General features: G+C 70.2%; 21 protein-coding genes and 1 pseudogene. 13 read left to right on the top strand and 9 right to left on the bottom strand.

Features of this window, described 5'->3' with window-relative positions; all coding sequences use genetic code 11:
* The first annotated feature begins 117 nt into the window (after positions 1 to 117).
* Positions 118 to 690: a hypothetical protein gene (locus J7I97_RS25995; protein ID WP_214939051.1), complete on the top strand. Its 573-nt coding sequence runs from the start codon at positions 118 to 120 to the stop codon at positions 688 to 690.
* A gap of 264 nt (positions 691 to 954) precedes the next feature.
* Here J7I97_RS25995 and J7I97_RS25990 read toward each other — a convergent pair whose 3' ends face one another.
* Both J7I97_RS25990 and J7I97_RS25985 read right to left on the bottom strand, forming a co-directional pair.
* The gene (locus J7I97_RS25990) at positions 955 to 2,100 is read right to left on the bottom strand and encodes a hypothetical protein (protein ID WP_308369370.1); all 1,146 of its coding nucleotides are present in this window, start codon (positions 2,098 to 2,100) and stop codon (positions 955 to 957) included.
* A gap of 166 nt (positions 2,101 to 2,266) precedes the next feature.
* Positions 2,267 to 2,944, bottom strand: a complete 678-nt coding sequence (locus J7I97_RS25985; RefSeq protein WP_214939048.1) for a metalloregulator ArsR/SmtB family transcription factor — start codon at positions 2,942 to 2,944, stop codon at positions 2,267 to 2,269.
* 93 nt (positions 2,945 to 3,037) lie between these two features.
* Here J7I97_RS25985 and J7I97_RS25980 point away from each other — a divergent pair, with 93 nt between their 5' ends.
* On the top strand, positions 3,038 to 4,417 hold the full coding sequence (locus J7I97_RS25980; RefSeq protein WP_214939045.1) for a rhodanese-like domain-containing protein: 1,380 nt from the start codon (positions 3,038 to 3,040) through the stop codon (positions 4,415 to 4,417).
* On the top strand, positions 4,414 to 5,697 hold the full coding sequence (locus J7I97_RS25975) for an MFS transporter (RefSeq protein ID WP_214939041.1): 1,284 nt from the start codon (positions 4,414 to 4,416) through the stop codon (positions 5,695 to 5,697). Before J7I97_RS25980 ends, J7I97_RS25975 begins: the two co-directional genes overlap by 4 nt.
* 903 nt (positions 5,698 to 6,600) lie before the next feature.
* On the opposite strand, the pseudogene J7I97_RS38890 reads toward J7I97_RS25975, so the two are convergent.
* Positions 6,601 to 6,714, bottom strand: a pseudogene (locus J7I97_RS38890) (FAD-dependent oxidoreductase); the annotation flags it as partial.
* Between the two features lie 443 nt (positions 6,715 to 7,157).
* Here J7I97_RS38890 and J7I97_RS25970 point away from each other — a divergent pair.
* From J7I97_RS25970 to J7I97_RS25960, 3 genes are read left to right on the top strand one after another with little or no spacing between them, the layout of a single operon-like run.
* Positions 7,158 to 7,787, top strand: coding sequence for a nucleotidyltransferase family protein (locus tag J7I97_RS25970; protein ID WP_214939038.1), 630 nt, complete (start codon positions 7,158 to 7,160; stop codon positions 7,785 to 7,787).
* Positions 7,784 to 8,032 (top strand): BON domain-containing protein, encoded by a 249-nt coding sequence (locus J7I97_RS25965; RefSeq protein ID WP_214939036.1) that lies wholly within the window; start codon positions 7,784 to 7,786, stop codon positions 8,030 to 8,032. The genes J7I97_RS25970 and J7I97_RS25965 overlap by 4 nt, the downstream gene beginning before the upstream one ends.
* Positions 8,029 to 8,766 (top strand): metallophosphoesterase, encoded by a 738-nt coding sequence (locus J7I97_RS25960; RefSeq protein ID WP_214939033.1) that lies wholly within the window; start codon positions 8,029 to 8,031, stop codon positions 8,764 to 8,766. The genes J7I97_RS25965 and J7I97_RS25960 overlap by 4 nt, the downstream gene beginning before the upstream one ends.
* 122 nt (positions 8,767 to 8,888) lie before the next feature.
* Here J7I97_RS25960 and J7I97_RS25955 read toward each other — a convergent pair whose 3' ends face one another.
* Both J7I97_RS25955 and J7I97_RS25950 read right to left on the bottom strand, forming a co-directional pair.
* Positions 8,889 to 9,212 (bottom strand): plasmid stabilization protein, encoded by a 324-nt coding sequence (locus J7I97_RS25955; protein ID WP_214939030.1) that lies wholly within the window; start codon positions 9,210 to 9,212, stop codon positions 8,889 to 8,891.
* A gap of 160 nt (positions 9,213 to 9,372) precedes the next feature.
* Positions 9,373 to 9,858: a DUF5709 domain-containing protein gene (locus tag J7I97_RS25950; RefSeq protein WP_214939027.1), complete on the bottom strand. Its 486-nt coding sequence runs from the start codon at positions 9,856 to 9,858 to the stop codon at positions 9,373 to 9,375.
* A gap of 466 nt (positions 9,859 to 10,324) precedes the next feature.
* On the opposite strand from J7I97_RS25950, the gene J7I97_RS25945 reads away from it, so the two are divergent.
* Positions 10,325 to 10,894 carry a hypothetical protein gene (locus J7I97_RS25945; RefSeq protein WP_251059172.1) on the top strand — a complete coding sequence of 190 codons (570 nt, stop codon included), beginning with the start codon at positions 10,325 to 10,327 and terminating at the stop codon, positions 10,892 to 10,894.
* An 81-nt stretch (positions 10,895 to 10,975) separates the two neighbouring features.
* Here the strand turns inward: J7I97_RS25945 and J7I97_RS25940 are convergent, their stop codons facing one another.
* The gene (locus J7I97_RS25940; RefSeq protein ID WP_214939024.1) at positions 10,976 to 11,671 is read right to left on the bottom strand and encodes a DUF6766 family protein; all 696 of its coding nucleotides are present in this window, start codon (positions 11,669 to 11,671) and stop codon (positions 10,976 to 10,978) included.
* An 82-nt stretch (positions 11,672 to 11,753) separates the two neighbouring features.
* Positions 11,754 to 12,194 (bottom strand): hypothetical protein, encoded by a 441-nt coding sequence (locus J7I97_RS38885; RefSeq protein WP_251059171.1) that lies wholly within the window; start codon positions 12,192 to 12,194, stop codon positions 11,754 to 11,756.
* Between the two features lie 287 nt (positions 12,195 to 12,481).
* Here J7I97_RS38885 and J7I97_RS25930 point away from each other — a divergent pair, with 287 nt between their 5' ends.
* The 6 genes from J7I97_RS25930 (at position 12,482) to J7I97_RS25905 (ending at position 15,826) form a co-directional block, all read left to right on the top strand.
* Positions 12,482 to 12,850, top strand: coding sequence for a PRC-barrel domain-containing protein (locus tag J7I97_RS25930; RefSeq protein WP_214939021.1), 369 nt, complete (start codon positions 12,482 to 12,484; stop codon positions 12,848 to 12,850).
* 83 nt (positions 12,851 to 12,933) lie between these two features.
* The gene (locus J7I97_RS25925) at positions 12,934 to 13,200 is read left to right on the top strand and encodes a DUF4235 domain-containing protein (RefSeq protein ID WP_214939019.1); all 267 of its coding nucleotides are present in this window, start codon (positions 12,934 to 12,936) and stop codon (positions 13,198 to 13,200) included.
* 123 nt (positions 13,201 to 13,323) lie between these two features.
* The gene (locus tag J7I97_RS25920) at positions 13,324 to 13,485 is read left to right on the top strand and encodes a hydrophobic protein (protein ID WP_214939115.1); all 162 of its coding nucleotides are present in this window, start codon (positions 13,324 to 13,326) and stop codon (positions 13,483 to 13,485) included.
* A 425-nt stretch (positions 13,486 to 13,910) separates the two neighbouring features.
* The gene (locus J7I97_RS25915) at positions 13,911 to 14,159 is read left to right on the top strand and encodes a DUF6480 family protein (protein WP_214939016.1); all 249 of its coding nucleotides are present in this window, start codon (positions 13,911 to 13,913) and stop codon (positions 14,157 to 14,159) included.
* A gap of 159 nt (positions 14,160 to 14,318) precedes the next feature.
* Positions 14,319 to 14,705, top strand: coding sequence for a hypothetical protein (locus J7I97_RS25910; RefSeq protein ID WP_214939012.1), 387 nt, complete (start codon positions 14,319 to 14,321; stop codon positions 14,703 to 14,705).
* A gap of 305 nt (positions 14,706 to 15,010) precedes the next feature.
* Positions 15,011 to 15,826 (top strand): SDR family oxidoreductase, encoded by an 816-nt coding sequence (locus J7I97_RS25905; RefSeq protein ID WP_214938999.1) that lies wholly within the window; start codon positions 15,011 to 15,013, stop codon positions 15,824 to 15,826.
* A 123-nt stretch (positions 15,827 to 15,949) separates the two neighbouring features.
* Here J7I97_RS25905 and J7I97_RS25900 read toward each other — a convergent pair whose 3' ends face one another.
* A complete protein-coding gene (locus J7I97_RS25900; RefSeq protein WP_214938996.1) occupies positions 15,950 to 17,044 on the bottom strand; it encodes a hypothetical protein in 1,095 nt (364 codons plus the stop codon).
* A 170-nt stretch (positions 17,045 to 17,214) separates the two neighbouring features.
* Positions 17,215 to 17,598 carry an Hsp20/alpha crystallin family protein gene (locus tag J7I97_RS25895; protein WP_214938993.1) on the bottom strand — a complete coding sequence of 128 codons (384 nt, stop codon included), beginning with the start codon at positions 17,596 to 17,598 and terminating at the stop codon, positions 17,215 to 17,217.
* Positions 17,599 to 17,769: the final 171 nt, after the last annotated feature.

Raw genomic sequence — 17,769 nt, 5'->3', positions numbered from 1 at the left:
CTCCCGTCGCGAGGAGCACTGAAGGGTGTGGCCGCTCCGTCCCTGGTCGCGGCGGATTGATAGCGTGTCCGCGTCAAAAGGATGCAATGTGTGCACACGCTCACGGGGGACTCTCGTATGACCTATCCGCCACAGCAGGGCCCCGGCCCGTACGGCCAGCCCGCCCCGAACGTACAGCAGCCGCCGCAGGGGTACCCGCCCCAGCCGGGATACGCGTACCCGCAGCAGCAGCAGCAGCACGCCCAGCCGCCGTACGGCGCCCCGCAGCAGCAGTACCCGCCCCAGCAGCACATGCAGATGCAGCCGCCGCCTCAGCAGCAGTGGGCGGCCGCTCCGCCGCCGCCGGCCCGGCGCGGTGGCATGGGCGTCATGAAGATCCTGAAGATCATCGTCGGTGTGGTCGTCGTCATCATGTGCATCGTCGGCTACTTCCTGAGCCGGGACGATGCCGACAAGGCGGAGGTCGGCGACTGCCTCAAGAACAACGGGTCCACGATCAACCCGGACCTGCAGGTGGTGAAGTGTGGTGGCGCCGACGCCCAGTACAAGGTGGTGCAGGTGATCCCCGACACGCTGGACACCTCCAAGTGCCAGGGCAAGTCGGACGCCGGCTACCACGAGCAGACCAGGGGTTCCCGGCGTAGCTCGGGCAAGCAGTTCGTGCTCTGCATCAACGAGGTCAAGAAGTAGCCGAAGGGGCGGCCGAAGCAGGCTGACAGGGCGCCTTCACCCCTGTCCCTGACAGACGAAGGGGCGCCGCGTCCCACGGCACGCGGCGCCCCCTCCCTCACGACCGGACCGGCTGCCCAACCGACTCCAGCAGCGCCGTGTAGGCGCCTTCCGCGCTCCTGCCCTCAGCTCCCCGTCGGCTCGCACTCCTTGGCCGGCGGGGGCAGCTCGCGGTCGCCGGGTACCGCGCGGGACGTGCTGATGCGCTCAGGCATCGCTGACCGGTCAGCGGGCGGTCTGCGGTGTCCGGCTCGGCAGGACAATGCCGTGTGCTTGAGCGGCCGTCCCCGGCCGCAGGGTCCACGGCACCGGCGCGGTATCGGTGAGCCATTCATTGGCGAGGAGCCGGCAAACGACGAAGGTACGCAGAGAGCGCGGCAGATCCCAGGCCAGCCCCGTGCACAACTGGCTGTACGAGGGGCCGTGGCCGTGCTCCGTGCGAAATGCGACCGTGAACTGGGCTGCAAGAGGACCGCGGTCGGGGTGGGCTTCCTTCCAGGCGCCGTAAGCGACGCGCACCTGACGGGGCGTAGGAACGGGGGCAATGGGGGCCATGAAGGCACTCGCCACCTGTTCGAGGGGTAGTGCACACACGGGGCAGTACTCCACAGCTTCGGCGTGCCGTCGCAGCGCCGCGCCGGCCTGGGCCTTCCACTGGGCCCACTCGGACGGGCTGACCTGCGGCCGCTCGGCGACACGGCGCGCGGGGCGCTCGGTCTCGCCTTGGTCGGCATGCTCGTGCAGCCTGCCTGCGAGGTGTCGCACTGCCGGGTCGAGCCGATAGCGGTCACCGGACAGCTCCGAGAGGAAGCCCTTGCCCAGAAGATCGGGCGTGGCGGCCCGGCAGTCCTCGGGCATGTCAGGAGGCAGTTCCCCGTAAAGCGTGGTGGAGCTGTGGGCGGCCAGAATGAGAGCGGCGAGCCTACTGGCCGACGAGGTCTTCCTGACCGGCTTGGCCGCCATTGTGCGGGTGGTCCATCCCGATACTCGGGACCGCATGAGCTTGCCGAAAGGCAGCGGGTGGGCCGTCTCGTTCACGAGGTCCGGCACGGTGACCGCCACAGGGATGTCCGGGTCGCCGTCGACCAGCGAATCGGGCACCTGCCATCCCAGGCTGCGGAGGGCGGCAACGGCCTGGTGCGGGTCGGTCAGTTTCAAGGCGCGTAGGTCCGTGCCTGTCAGGTTGCCTACGCCACCTCGCGCGGCCCGGATGGCTACGACCACGGCAAGGAGCTGAGCGTCAGGAGAAGGCAGTGACAACCCGACGACGTACGAGAGAAGAGTGCGAGCTGCTTCCCCCTGTTGTGGCGTCAGCAGGAACGGCAGCGGCAGCTTCGTGGCAGCATCGAGGGCGGTTACAGGGTTCGGCACGCCACCTCTAACGCGCCCCGCGGACCAAGGTCACTCGTCCTTTCGCCGTCCGTGAGGAGGGGGCCTCTGGGGCGACCCGGGGTCAACGGGCGTGGTGGCGTCGTAGTCGAGGTAGACCGGACCGCCGGCCAGCCCCGGGTGCGGTGGGAACATGCTGGTCGGGCGGTTACGTCAAGTCCGCCGCGTCGACGGGCAGTTCCGACAGGCGCCACTCCAGCATGCCGTCGCCGAGGCGGATCGCCCGGCGGCCGAGGCCGGTCAGCAGCCGCACCGCGTCGTAGGCGAGGACGCAGTACTCGCCGCGGCAGTAGACGACGATTTCGGTGTCCTCGGGCAGCTCGTTGATCCGGTCGGCCAGCTCGTCGACCGGGATGGAGATCGCTCCGGGAATGTGCCCGGCGAGGTATTCCTCCACCGGTCGCACGTCGAGCGCGACGACGTCCCCGGCCGCCACGCGGGCGCGCAGCTCTTCGCGGGTCACCTCCGCTGCGGCATCCTCGCCGAGGTAGGCGTTGCGGGCGGCGGGGACGGCTGCCTGATGGGTTTCCGCGACCTTTCGCAGCAGCGCGAACAGCTGGGCGACGTCGTCGCCGGCGAGCCGGTAGTGGATGCGTACGCCCTCCCGGCGGGTGGCGACGAAGCCGGCTTGCTTGAGGGTCTGCAGATGAGCCGACGCGGTGGTCAGGTTCAGTCCGGCCGCCTTCGCCAGCGCGTCGACGGTGCGCTCGCCCTGGGCGAGCAGATCGAGCAGCTCCAGGCGCTTTCCGCTGGCCAGCGCCTTGCCGCTGGCCGCGAACGCCTCGTAGAGGGCGGCCTTGGTGCCGCTCGTGGTGGCATCCCGCATTGCTTCCTCCAAGAATCTATGGATTATTGTAACTGAGGGTTTGGGGGCGGTGTGGCTGCCCGCTTTCCCCCGCCCCTATGGGAAGGACACACGATGGGCTTCGCCGACGACCGCCTGATACCGCTGGTCGACCAGGGCCTGGGCAACAGCGCCTACCTCGTCGACCTGGGTGACGGCCGCGCCCTGGCTGTCGACGCGAGCCGCGACCTGCGCGCCCTGCACGCGGCAGCGCAGCGGCGTGGACTCACGGTGGCCTACGCGGCCGACACACATCTCCACGCCGACTTCCTCTCCGGCGCCGTCCAGCTCGGCCACGACACCGGCGCCACCGTGCTCGCCTCCGCGGCCGGACGCCGCGCCTTCGAGCACCAGGGGCTCGCCGACGGGGACGAGGTCGACCTCGGCGGGCTGACCCTGCGCGCCCTGGCCACCCCCGGGCACACCGACGAGCACCTGTCCTTCCTGCTCCTGGACGGCTCCCGCGAGCTCGGGGTGTTCACCGGCGGCTCGCTGATCGTGAACTCCGCCGCCCGTACCGACCTCCTCGGCCCGGAGCGGACCGAGGAACTCGCCCGCGCCCAATACCGATCGATCAAGCGCCTGACCGTACTGCCGGACGAGACCGCCGTGTGGCCCACCCACGGCGCCGGGTCCTTCTGCTCCGCCCCTCCCGGCGCCGAACGCACCACCACCATCGGCGCCCAGAAACAGGCCAACCCGCTGCTCGCCGCACCCGACGAGGACACCTTCGTCCACCAGCTCACAGCGAGCCTGGGCACCTACCCCGCCTACTTCGACCGGCTCGCCGAGATCAACCGGCGCGGTCCGGCGGTCCTGAACGCCACCCCGCTGCTGCCCGCCCTGTCCGCTCAGCAGGTCCGCATCCTGGTATCCGACGGCGGTCACGTCATCGACGTACGCCCGGCCGCCGACTACGCGTCCGGCCACGTCCCCGGCTCCCTGTCCATCCCGCTGCGCGACCAGTTCGCCACCTGGCTCGGCTGGCTCCTGCCCGACACCGCCCCCCTCGCCTTCGTCACCGGCGAAGGCCAGGACCTGAGCGAGCTCGTCTGGCAGGCATACAAGATCGGATACGAGCGGCTCGCGGGCCGCCTCGCCGACGGCATGACCGCCTGGCTCGCCGACGGCAACACCCAGACCACCACCGCGTTCCTCACCGCCGACCACGCCGAAAGCCGCCCCTACCTCGACGTACGGCAGGAAGCGGAGTTCGCCGCCGGACACGTTCCTGGCGCCATGCACCTCGAACTCGGCGGCCTCGCCGCCGCAGCCGCCGACACCCCGCAGGGAGCGGTCGTCGCCTGCGGCCACGGCGAGCGCGCCATGACCGCGGCCAGCGTCCTCGAGCGCGCGGGGCACACCGATGTCGCGGTCCTCGACGGCGGACCGGCCGACTACGCCGCCGCCCACGGCCAGCGCCTCGTCCAGGGCATGGAGGACACCCGCTCGTGAAGACCACCTCCGCGTCGTCCGCACCGAACGATGCCTCCGGCCGGCCCGTACGCCTCGGCCTGCGCGAGAACCGGCTCCAGTTCACCCTGCTGGTCGTCGTCAACGTCTGCGTCGGCGGCCTGGTCGGCCTGGAACGCACCACGGTCCCGCTCATCGGCTCCGAGACGTTCGGCCTGACCAGCGACCTGGCGGTCTTCTCCTTCATCATCGCCTTCGGTCTCACCAAGGCACTGACCAACCTGGCCGCCGGCGCCCTGACCGCCCGCTTCAGCCGCAAGCAGCTTCTGGTGACCGGCTGGCTCATCGGCATCCCCGTCCCCTTCGCGCTCGCGTGGGCACCGTCGTGGGGCTGGATCGTCGCGGCCAACGTCCTGCTCGGCCTCAACCAGGGCCTGACCTGGTCAATGACCGTCAACATGAAGATCGACCTCGTCGGCCCGGCCCGTCGGGGCCTGGCCACCGGACTCAACGAGGCCGCCGGCTACACCGCGGTCGGCGTCACCGCCCTGCTCACGGGCTACCTCGCCACCAGCCACGGCCTGCGCCCCGTCCCCGAGCTCATCGGCGTCGTCTTCGTCGCCGCAGGACTCGCCCTCTCGCTCGTCGTGCGGGACACCGCCGCCCACGTCGCCCTCGAACTCGCCCACCACACCAGGCCACTGCCCACCAGCGAGGACACCGGCCTGAAGGCCACCTTCACCCGCACCTCCTGGCACAACCGCTCCCTGCGCGGCGCCAGCCAAGCCGGACTGGTCAACAACCTCAACGACGGCCTGACCTGGGGCGTCTTCCCCCTGCTCTTCACCGACCACGGCCTGGGCCTGGCCGCCGTCGGCCTGATCAAGGGCCTCTACCCGATCCTGTGGGGCATCGGTCAGATCCCCACCGGACACCTCGCCGACCGCATCGGCCGCAAACCCCTCATCGTCTACGGCATGCTCGTCCAGGCCGCCGGCTTCGTCCTCGCCCTCGCCCTCCTGGACCGGCCGCTGCTCGCGGGCATCCTGTCCGCCGTCGCACTCGGGCTGGGTACCGCCATGGTCTACCCGGCACTGATCGCCTCGGTCTCCGACCACGCCCACCCGGCCTGGCGGGCCAACGCGCTGGGCACATACCGGTTCTGGCGGGACATCGGCTACGCCGCCGGAGCCCTCGTCGCCGGCATCCTCGCCGACGCCTTCGGCCTCAACGCCACCGTCATCGCCGCCGCCGTCCTCACCGCAGCCTCCGGACTCCTCGCCGCCCGCTGGATCACCGAACACCGGCCCGCCGCCCGCTGAACCACCCCGCCTGCCCTGGCCCACCAGCTCGACAAACCACCGCTTTGCTCTCTCTGGGATGCTGATGCTTGATCAGGAAGCGGTCAGGGGGCGAGGCGCACCGACTCATCAGGGGGCTCGGCCGGCGCTGGGCGCTCGTCGCCACGGGAAGGAGAGGGATATGCCGGTAGCCGGAAGCACAGGCACGGCCGGTGGGGGAGTCGAGATGACTCGGGTGGGGTGGCCGGTGGCGGGTGACCCGGCCGTGGCCTCCCCAGTTACGCCCGTTCGTGCACAGTTACGCCGGCTATTGGGAGGCGGCGGCCGCGCCCTATCGGGTGCGGCTGGTTCCCACGGGGCGAGCCGTCGTGGTGATCAGCCTGGGGGAGCCTTTCGCCCAGGTCCGCCGGATGGGGGACTCGAGCCCGAACCGGCGCAGCCGCAGGCGTCGGGAGGGCGGTGGAACGGACGGCCGCTGACGGCGGGGCGGGTGGGCCGTGCGTGGGCTACAGGGCCCTGGCGGTAGACGTGGTGCTCAAGAGCGAACGACGACAGGGCCGGCCCGGCGTGTGCGCGGGTCGGCCCTGCGTGTGGCACTGCCGTTGCCGGCTGCGCCTGCCCTGGAGGAGCGGATCCGCCCGCGTGGCGGTCAGGGGGCGGTCAGGGCGAGCAGGCGCCGCCGCGCTGATCAGCGTAAGTGCGCCTCTTCCGGCGCGGCTGATCGGGGGAGTCATGCAGGGTGCGCCGGTTCCGCTTGCTCATGATGGACTTCCTGTTAGGTCGGCGGCGGCCGGTGCCTCGGCGCGCTGGGCCCGCAGCAGGTGCTGGCGCTTGGCGGCACCTCCTGACATGCGGTGCAGGCTGTACGAGCCGGGCTTGTGCGCCTCGTCGGCCAGGTGCTTGTGGATGGCCTTGCAGGCGAATCGGGCGCGGGTTGATCAGCGTCACGGTCACGTCGGCGCGCTGCGTCAGCCGGTTCGCGGCCATCACGCCCGCGTATCCGCCGCCGATCACGACCACGTCAGTGTTCTCAGTCATGGTGCCTCCTCCGTTTCCAGGTGTTCGGCCTCAAGACACCGCGTCATCGGCCGCTGTGACAGGAAGTGACTCACTTCACGGGGTCTCGGCTCGTGCTGTGACCGCATTTGGTTCGCCGGGTTGGGGTCAGGCTGAGGTTTTGAGAGGGCGTCCGCGCCAGCGGATGCCCTTCTCGCTGTGAAGGCCATCGTTCCCACCAGGTCCCCGGTGGTGGCCGCGCCCAAGCCGACGGTGCCAGCGCGCGCCAGCGGCGCCCGCGCAGGCAGGCGCCCGCACCCGGCCTCCGCCCGTCGACCGGGGACCGGGGCCCGGGCCCGGGCGGTGACCGGTGAGCCCGGCGGCGGACTGACCTGCCACCGCTTCGAGGCATATTCCGCGGGCTTGCGGGTAGCCGCGCGGAGCACCGGATTACGAGTGGCCCGTGAGAGGCCGGGAGGTGCCCCGTGGACGACTCACTGGGTTCCCCGCCCGAACCTGGGCAGCGGAACCTGCCGAAGGACCACACCCAAGCCATCCTGGAGACGACCAAGCAGGTGGCGGCCCTGCTCAAGGCCTCAGGCCGGCCCTTCGCCCTGGCCGGCAGCGTCGCCGCGTACGCACACGGCATCCCGGCCCGTTTCCAGCACGACACCGATTTCTGCGTGCGGCGCGAGGACGCGGAGGAGGTCGTGGCATCGCTGGAGCGCAGCGGCATCCGGATGAAGCCGACCACCGAGGACTGGCTGGTCAAAGGCAGCTCCGGCGGGGAGGAGATCGACCTGATCTTCGAGCTGGCCCGCCGGCCCGTCGGCACGGAGCTGCTGGAACGCGCCGAGGTCCAGCCGGTCGACTCCGTACGGATGCCGGTGCTGGCTCCCACGGACCTCATGGACAGCCGGCTCGCGGCCCTGTGCGAGCACTACTGCGACTTCGGGGACCTGCTGCCGATGGCCCGGATGCTGCGCGAGCGCATCGACTGGGAGGGGCTGCGGGGCCGGTACAGCGAGGAGCCGCTGCCCGACTCGTTCCTCTACCTGTTGGAGCGCCTCAGCGTCATCCCCACCCGGCAGCGAACGGCGAAGGACGAAGGATGAAGGAACCTGTGGAGTACCGCATCGAACACCTCAGGCAACGCCTGGCCGAGGCCGACATCGCAGAACTCGGCATCTACGTGGACCTGCGCGGCGACACCGTCGTCCTGACCGGCACCGTTGCGACGCACCAGTGTCGTGAGACGGTACGGGACATCGCGGAGAGCGTGCTGGCCGGACTCCCCGTGCTGACGGACGTCGTGGTCGGCCACAACGACCCGCCGGAGTATCCGGAGGACCTGTCATGATCCGGGTGGCCGCGGTCGGCGACATCCACCTCGGGCCGGACAGCCAGGGACTGCTGCGCCCCGCCTTCGAGACGCTCCCGCGCAGCGCCGACCTCCTGCTGCTCGCCGGAGACCTCACCCGGCACGGCACCGCGGCCGAGGCCAGGGTCGTCGCCGCCGAAGTCGCGGAACTGTCCATCCCCGTCGTGGCCGTCCTCGGCAACCACGACTACCAGAGCGACGAGCAGGAGGCGGTCACGCGCATCCTCACCGAATCCGGGGTGAGCGTTCTGGAAGGCGAGGGGGTGCTCCTCGACCTGGACGGGACCAAAGTCGGGGTGGCGGGCACGAAGGGCTTCTGCGGCGGGTTCGCCGGCCGCAGCGCGAGCGAGTTCGGGGAACGCGAGATGAAGTCCTTCGTCGGCTACACCCGGGACTGCGCGGACGGTCTGTTCCGCGCGCTGCGGGAGGTGGCGGACGCGGGCTGCGGCCTGCGCATCGCCCTGACGCACTTCGCGCCGGTTCCGGACACCCTGGCCGGTGAGCCGCTGGAGATCTACCCGTTCCTCGGGAGTTACCTGCTGGCCGAGGCGGTGGACCGGGCGGGTGCCGACCTCGCGGTACACGGTCACGCCCACCGCGGCACGGAACACGGCGTGACGGCCGGTGGCGTGCGGGTCCGCAACGTTGCGATGCCCGTGATCGACAGGGCCTTCGCGGTGTACCACCTGGGCAGCGGCCCGGCCGCCGGGTGAGCCCCGGCTCAGGCGACGAACGGTACGGACGAACGGTACGAAGGGTGGGTGCCTGGGGTGCCTGGGGTGCCTGGGACGCCAAGGCCCCCGCGCCCGAGCCTCCCTGACGTGCGGGGCCGGTGTCAGTGACCGAGCGCGCGCTTGAGCTCTGCCTTGTCCATCTGCGAGCGACCCTTGATGTTGCGCTGCTTTGCCTCGTTGTACAGCTGCTCCTTCGTGGGGCCCTGGGATCCGCTGTGTGAACGCTGTCCGCCGCGCTTCGACGCGGGCATGTCCTGGACCGAGGAACGGCTCGCCGTCTTGGACTCTCCGGTCTGGGCGCGCTCCTTGTTCACGGTCCGGGCCGCGATCTCCTTTGCCCGCTTGGGCGATTCGCCGCGCTGCTCGGCGGATTCCTTGATGTGCTCGTACTGCCGCTCCCGCTTGGGGGAGGAACCTCGGGGCATGGTCTTCTCCTTACCTCGGTCTCGCACCCGCGCCTACCCGGACCACCGTCGTCCAAGTCTGCGGAGGGGAGGATTTCTGTTGGGTCACGCGGCGCGGATCAGGGGTCACAGAGGGACGGGCGGACTCCGGTTGACACGGGCCTGCCGTGGTCGCCCTGGGCTACGGTTCCTTGTCCTCGTCCTGGTCCTCGATCACGTGGACCGCGGCCTCCTCGGCCGTTGCGGCTCCGCCGTCGATGCCCACGTCGGTGCCGCGGACGGCGATGTGCCGGTCGGCTCCGCGCGTGGTCTCGGGGGCCGGTGCCAGCCGGCCGGCGCGCGTGGCGCCGACCTGGGGGTCGACGGGCTCGCCCTCGCCGCCGGACAGGTCGCCGACCCCGTCGTCCTCCGCGGACCGCTCCGGGCCGGGTTCCGGTACTTCGCGGGCCAGGCGCTCGTCGAGGGTCTCGCCCTCGCGCTGCTCGCGCTGTGTGATGCCGTGGTCCGTGGCCGCATAGGGCCGCTCGGGCGGCGATTCGCCGGTGTCGAGCCGTTCGTCGAGGCCTGGTTCGGCGAGGGCGTTCTCCATGTCGGGCTGCGCCTCACCGGGCTGGTCGGGCTCCGGCGGCTGGTAGACGTCGTCGCCCCGGGGGTCGGTGTCACTCATGGCGTGGATCTTTCGCTAGGCGGTCGGTCGCTCCGCGAGCAACCGACCGCCTACCCGCCCGGTGTGGTTCTACACGGTCAGGGCTTGATGACGGCGCTCCAGCCGAGGGTGCAGGTCAGGTCGGCGGTGTGGGGGTTCTCGTACACGTTGCCGACGGTGGTGAGGGCGGGCCTTGAGGCAGACGCGTACGCCGCCGAGCCGCGGGTAGCCGGGGCTGGCCGTCCTGGTCAGTTGGCGCCGGTCAGCCGACGGGCGCAGGCCGATCTCGTCGTAGTGCCGCAGGACCCGGGCGATCACGCGATGACCAGGGGAACCGGCCCCGGAAAGCGGGCCGGGCTGGGGTTACGGCCGGTCGCCGGGGTGGTTGACCCCGGTCGGTGGCTCGGGCGTGCGTGGGACGGTGGGGGTGGGGTAGTCGCAGTGGGGAGCTACGTCACCGGGCACCCGATCCACGGGAGGTGCGGCAATGCCCACGCCATCTGCACACGACGCCCAGTACCTACTCGGTCTCTACCTCAACGACCACCTGGCGGGTTCCAGCGCCGGGGTCGAACTCCTGAAGCGGGCGGCGAAGAGCCACCACGGCAGGCCCTTCGGCCCCCAGTTGGAACGCCTGGCGCGGGAGGTCGCACAAGACCGCGAATCCCTGAAGGAGATCATGCGGAGCCTGGACGTATCCGAACGTCGCTCCCGGGCCGCTCTGGGCTGGCTGGGGGAGAAGGCGGGACGCCTCAAGCTCAACGGACGCCTCTTCTCCCGTTCCCCGCTCAGCGATGTCCTCGAACTCGAGGGCATGCGGCTGGGAGTCCAAGGCAAGCGGTCCGGCTGGCTCACCCTGCGCATCCTCGCGGACACCGACGACCGCATCGACACCGCGCAGCTCGCTCGGCTTCTCGAACGGGCGGAGGAACAGGCCGAGACGCTCGAAGAGCTGCGCACACGGTGCGCCGTACGCACCTTTGTCCCCGGCCGCGCCGGCCCCGCCAGGAAGGCTGGCCCCGCCAAGGGGCATTCCCTGCCCCGCGGCGCCTTCTGAAAGCCGTCTGAAAACACCCGGCAGGCTGAACCGCCCCACAGGCTCGCCGGCCCGTCGCGGCGCCCGGACGGACCGGCGGGCTCAGCCTTCGACGCCGGTGGAGGTGTGGGAGGCACCGACGGGCTTGGACTCAGGTGATCCGCGCTGGCGCAGGTAGACGGAGAGGATGGCCATCGCGGCCACGGCCAGGAGCTCGGACTGCCAGTTCTGCAGGGACCGGTTCCAGAAGTCCGCGGAGGCCAGGTAGGCAGACCAGCTGATCGGGTCCTGGAGCTGACGCAGCTGCTGTTCGTCGTAGGCGGCGACACCTGTGATGGACTGCGCGAGCCAGGAGAGAAGGAAGAGGCAGGCCATGACCGTGCCGAGGGAGCGCGAGTACACCTTCTGCCGCCAGTCCTTGGTGCCCGCCCAACGGGGCGAGTCGGCGCCCGCGTGGTCGCCCAGCCGCTGCTCGCGGTCGGATTCGGGACCGGCCTTGTGGAGTTCCTTCGATTCCGGGGAGCCGCGCTGGAGCAGCCAGACCGTGCCGAAGATGTAGAGGAAGAACTGCAGGAACTCCGACTGCCAGTTCTCCGTGACATCGACGGCGAAATCCGACGACATCAGGTAGTCGCCGAGCCCGATCTGCTGCAGTCCGTCGACGGTGAGCTGCTCGTTGAACTCGGCGTGCCCGGCCAGGGCCTGGCCGGCCAGTACGAGCAGGAACGCCCCTCCGAAAGCGAGGGTCAGGCTGTTGTCCCGCCAGAAGCCGCCCGGCGTGTTCCGTCCGGGACTCATCGGTGCATCACTCCGATGGCGATGAAGTATCCGAGCCCGCCCAGAATGACAGTCAGGCAGGCGATGAACAGGCCGCGCATACTCACTCCCCTCTCACCGAGCAGCTGTAGGGCTTGCCCGACTGCCACGTACAGCCCGCTGCCACCACCTTCCAGCCGCCGTTGAACTGCGACAGGAACAGCGTGTCGTCCTCCAGCCTCAGCCTGGCCTGCCGGCCGTAGACATCCGAGCCGCGTACAGCGCCGCCGTGCCGGAGATCCTGGCCTTGCAGCGCGGGTGCGCACTTCTTCTTCTCGTCCTCTTCGAGCTGCTCACGGCTCTGGGGCGCCAGCAGCTCACATGCGGCGGTGTAGTCGCCGGACGCCAGCGCGCTTTCGAACGTCCGGCCGGCCTGGAGGGCTGCGTCCTGCCGGGCCGCCGACGCTCCGCAGCCGCACAGCACCAACGCCGCCGTGACGACTCCGACCGCCGCAGCCGTGTGACGGCGTACGTTCCCCGCGAGCACCATTCCGTCCACGGGCATCCCATTCCAGTTCTTCGGCCAGGGCTGTGGCTGTGATCTTGATCTCGAGTGCTTACCCGCCGCCACCACCGCCGATACCGAAACCAGGCGGATTTCACCCGTCGGCCCGCCCGGGCGGCACGCATGGCGCAAGCGGATTTCGATTCGGCGGGTGTGGGACGGCATGGGAGGGGCAGGCGGGCTGTAGTGAGCGGCTTTGCGCACGCCTCTTTTCATTCCAGGCGGAGAAGGACGGAAGGGAAGGGCTGGTGGAAGCCATTGCGACCAAACGGCAAGGAGGAGCGTTCATGACTGAGAACATGTGGGTCTACCGCGAGACGTCGGGCCGTCTGCGGGGTGTGGACCTCACCGGATACAAGGTCGAGGCCACCGACGGCAGCATCGGCAAGGTCGACAAGCATTCTGACGAGGCCGGTTCCGCCTACATCGTGGTCGACACCGGTCCGTGGATCTTCGGCAAGGAGGTTCTCCTCCCCGCCGGCACCGTCTCCCGCATCGATCCGGACGACGAGAAGATCTACGTCGACTTGGCGAAGGAGCAGATCAAGAACGCTCCCGAGTTCCACCGCGAGAAGCACCTCGAAAGCTCCGACTACCACACGGAACTCGGTACGTACTACCGCAGCGGCGTTCCGTTCGGCGGTCCCCACATCTGACCAGCGCCCCCCGGGGCGCAGCGCCGGATGAGGTCCCCCGACGCCCCGGGGCCGGGGACCGCACGTCGTGGAGAGGTTGTGCGATGAAGGCATCGAAACTCGCTTACAAGCCGGTCGGGCTGGCACTGGGGGCAGGGGCCGGAATGGTGGCCGGGTCGTTGTTCAAGCAGGTGTGGAAACTGGTGGGGCACGAGGGCGACGCCCCGAACGCGACGGACGAGGAACGCCGTTGGGGCGAGATCCTGATCGCGGCAGCCGTTCAAGGGGCGATCTTCGCCTTGGTCAAGGCTGCCGTGGAGCGGTCCGGTGCTGTTGCCGTCCGGCGTTTGTCGGGTACTTGGCCCGCCTGAGGCGCCGCGCGGCACGGCACTCCCGGTAGCGCCCTGAGCGGCAGACGCGAAGGACGCGAAGAATTCGAATTCGCGCATGGTGGCGACCAGTCAGGGTATGCGCATGGTCGGAGGTCGATGGAAATGGTTCCCCTTCTTCTGGTTCTTCTGCTCGTGCTCATCCTTTTCGGTGCAGGTTTCGCGGTGAAGATTCTTTGGTGGATCGCCATCGCGGTCCTGGTGATCTGGCTGATCGGGTTCATTGCCCGCCCGTCGGGCGGTGGTGGACGCTGGTATCGCTGGTAGTAGGACCTTCCGCGCCCCGAACTGCAAAGGTCAGGCCCGCCCCGGTTTGCCGGGGCGGGCCTTCTCCTTTCGGAAAATGCCTCGCGATTTCTCTTCGTGCACGCAGAAAAACGCGCGGTGAAGTGGGTGACTCCACCCGCCAGCCCCCGCCGATGACCCCGAGTACGAACGCCAGCCGATGGCAGCCGACGCACCTCCCGTTCAGGAGCGGCAATGCGGGACGCGGAATCCGGGCGGCCGTCTCCCTCGCACGGATGCGGCCGCCCGTCTGTGCTCCACCAGGCTCCGCCTGCCGGCTCCCGACGGCACGCGCAGTGCTGCGAAGCGGCGAATCACGCAGCGTGAGGGCGGCGCCGACCCGCTGCTCTGCGCAAGTGGTGGGCCTCGGCGTGCATGACCTGGCCGAGCACGGGGAGTCGCCAGGTATGACCAGAAACAGCGGCATCCCGGACAGCAATCCGGATCCCGATCCCCGTGTGACACCAGGACTCGAACCGGGCGGTGGCGTTCCGCCTGGGGAGACGCCACCCGGCGAGGCCAGCACGGCCACCGGTGCCGGACCCCACCGGCCGCCGAAGCGCGGCTGGGCCAGGGGTCCGCTCGTCGTCATAGTCGCGCTGGCGGTGCTCTGCGCACTGTTCTTCCTCGCCTACGCCATCGTGCTGGCCCTCTGAGCGAGGGGGGACGTCACGAGCAGTAGTACGGCATCTGCCCCGGACGCCGACGAGACCTCCCGCACAGGCGGGACGCCCCCGCGAGGAGACCGGGCCGGCGGTCCACCGCCTGGCAGGCACAGGATTCCAGGGGGGATCATCCAGCAGGAGGATCAGCTCATGTCCACCAGTCCGAAATCGCATGTCCCCCACGGCGAGGGCCCCAGCCGGCACGAGGGGACGGAGCAGCACGGCTGGTCGCCCGATGTCGAGGCGACGAACAAGCAGGACAACCCGAGTGCGCGGCGGTCGTTCCACCCCGAGGAGCAGAGCGCCAACCCGAAGAGGACGCGCAAAGCTCCGGGCTCTTCCAAGAAGGCCGACGAGGGAGTTCCGGTCAAAAGCAGTAGCCGCAGAGGAGAGCAGCAGTCGAAGGGGAGCGGCCAGAAGGGCCACCACGACCTGGGGACACGCGGGGCTTCCCAGCGTCCCAGCGGTGGCAAGGACGCGTCGGCGTTCACCGGCGTGAACCCGGAGAGCGAGCCCAAGAAGATGCGCCGCGGCTGAAACGGAACCGTTCCCGCCGTCGCCCGCCTCGGCGGGCCGCGCCCGCAGAGGCCCCGGCCCGCCTCGGCAGGCGCACGCAACACCTCCGCCGAGGCCCGGCCGCTTCACGAGGACGTGCGGTGCCCGTGCGGTGCCCGTTCCGGTTTCGTACGTCCCCGGGACTGACAGAGAACAGCCCGGAGGACCCGGGGCCTTGCGCGTCCCACACTGCTGGTCACGCCACGGGCACGTTCCCGTGCCCTGGGCGGGTAGCCGCGTACGCAAGCCTCGACGGGGCCCGGCATCCACAGCAGAAAGGCGCTGCCATGACCGGTTTCAATGGCGGGGTACGCAAACCCACGGCCGCGGTCGTCACCGGTGCGGACTCCGGCATCGGCCGGGCCACCGCGGTCCGGCTGGCCGCGGACGGGATGGACATCGGGATCACCTGGCACACCGATGAGCAGGGCGCGCAGGACACCGCTGCCGAGGTCCGCGGCCACGGACGGCAGGCCGTCGTCGCCCGGCTGGACCTGACCGCTCTGCCGACCGCTGCGGATGTGATCGACCACATAGCGGACGAGCTGGGCAGGATCGACGTGCTGGTGAACAACGCGGGTACCGGGACGGCCACCCCCTTCCTGGACCTCGACCTCGACACCGTTCGCGAGGTGCTCGATGTCGACCTGGTCGGGCCGCTCCTCTGCTCCCAACACGCGGCCCGCCGCATGATCGCCCAGGGCGGCGGAGGCCGGATCGTCAACGTCACCTCCGTGCACGAACACCAGCCCCGTGTCGGTGCCGGGCCCTACTGCGCGGCTAAGGGGGGACTGGGTCTTCTCACCCAGGTGATGGCCCTGGAGCTGGCCGAGTACGGCATCACGGTCAACTCCGTCGCTCCGGGGGAGATCGCCACGCCGATGACCGGTCAGGAGGACCAGGATGTCCGGCGCGTCTCGCGGCCCGGTGTACCGCTGGGCAGGCCCGGAGACGCTCGCGAGGTCGCCGCGGTCATCGCGTTCCTCGTCGGCGAGGGCGCCTCGTACGTCACCGGAGCTTCCTGGGCGGTCGACGGCGGGATGCTCCGGATGGGCCCGATGGCCGGCTCCCACCTGGAGGACGACCGGTGGCGGCGCCCTTGACGGGGCCGCCGGATGAACTGGGTCCGCGCGGCTTCACCGGTGCCCTGCATCTCCCCGCGTGCCGCCGACGCGACCGCTCACGCTGACCCGCGGTTGCCGACAGGCTGGCGGCCAGGTCCTCGGTCACGCGCCGGCGTAGCGCAGGAGTACCGCGAGGCCGTCCTGGAGCGGCAGTTCTTCCCGGTCCACGGCGATGAGCTCTGCCTGGGTTCCGAAGGCTGCCCGGATCAGTGCGGCGCCGGGGTCCTCCTCCCAGTAGTAGCCGACGCCGAATGCGTTCAGCTCGATGCCCGTGAGCCCGATGTGTTCCGGTTCCGGGCCGGCCCACAGGTGGCCGGACAGCTGCGCGGGCCTGTTGATCAGGAGTGCCCGGGCCTGTCCGCGCCGCAGGGCCGTGACCGTTGCGGCGAGGCCTTCGACGTCGTCGTGGTAGCGGGCGCGTTGGGCGCGGAAGGCGTCCAGCTGCTGGCGGTCCTGCTCGGCGAGCCTGTCGGCGAGCAGGGGGCGCAGTTCTGTCTCCAGGCGTGCCCGGCCGGGTTCCGGGGGCCGGGGGAGACCGTCCTTGAGCCGGATGAAGTGGTCCTGGAGATGCCGCGGTGCCTCTTTGGTGAGGGCGTTGGCGGCCCAGGGGTCGCCGGCCAGCACGATCACTTCCGTGCCGTCGGCCTCCGTGCGAGCGGTCAGTTCGGCGAGGAGTTGTTCTGCTTCCTTGGGCCACCCGTCCACCGGTATCCGCCGACCGCGGCTGCGCTGGGGTGCGACGCGGCTCATCGGCCATCTGCCGGTCTCGTACTCGACCTCCAGTTCGTCCTCGGTGTTGCCGGTGTCCACGGTGTGCACGCGGTGGATGACGACGGCGGCGTACGGGATGTCAGGGGTGTGCTGGAGGGCGAGGGGGAGGGCGTCGGGTACTGCTCCGTAGCGGGCGGTGTCGCGTGCGGGCGGTTCGGGCAGGGACTCGGCCAGCAGGAGGCTGCCTTGGGCGGCGAAGAGCGCCTGGCCGTGCGGTCCCACGACTTCGCGGTCGCTGCCGACGGCTTCGGAGAGGGCGTCGAGGGTGGAGTGGTCGGCGTCATGGGCGAGCAGGTGCTCGCGCAGCCGCCGCCAGCGCAGGCCGATGGCGCGGTCCGGGTCGTCGAGGTCGCGGGAGGTGGCGAGGTAGACCGAGGCGACCGGGCCGGGGTGGGTGTACAGCGGGGTCAAGTAATGCAGTTTCACGGTTTCCTCCCGTCGCGACCGGCTGCCCCGGCCCCTGGCCCGGTCAGAGCCGCCCCCGCCGAGTGGAACGCTCCGCATCTGAGTAGAGGGGCGGAGCGTGACCCGATGAACCCGCTGTGCCGCTATGAGGGATGTGGCAGCGCACGGCTGTCGAGGTCTCGCGCAATGGTTCAGTCCTCCCTCTTGATCTCGATGTGGCGGGTCGCCGGCTGCTCGCCGATCAGCGGCACCTTTACCGTCAGGACGCCCTTGGCATAGGAGGCGGTGATTTCCTCCTCCGCGGCCGCCGCCGGTACTTCGATGCTGCGCGTGAAGGTGCCGTAGCGGAACTCGGACCGCTCCTTGTCCTGGTGCTCCTCACTGCGCTCGGCCTTGATGGTAAGCATCCGGTGGTGGAGCGTGATCTCGACGTCCTTATCCGGATCGATGCCGGGCAGCTCGGCCTTGACCACGTACGCGCCGTCGTACTCGTATTCCTCGATCGGCATGAATTGCCGACCGGAGGCAGGCCGCGTGACCATCGGCCGTCCTTCGAGCCAGTCGCGCAGGTCCATGTCCCACCGAGCGAACGGGAGCCGTCTTCGCATGATGTGGGCAGGCATCTCTGCCTCCTTACCTGTACTTCCTTCACAGAGGCGACTACCCGGCTCATCCGAGTTGATGCCCGTGCAGGACGCCGGTGCGAACAGCATCGGCTACAGCACGGCAGGCGCGTCAGGCAGCCT

Origin of the sequence: Streptomyces sp. ISL-87 (assembly GCF_018614095.1) — a bacterium.
Taxonomy (GTDB): domain Bacteria; phylum Actinomycetota; class Actinomycetes; order Streptomycetales; family Streptomycetaceae; genus Streptomyces.
The sequence above is the reverse complement of the archived record's forward strand: the minus strand, read 5'-3'. Positions and strand labels throughout refer to the sequence as shown.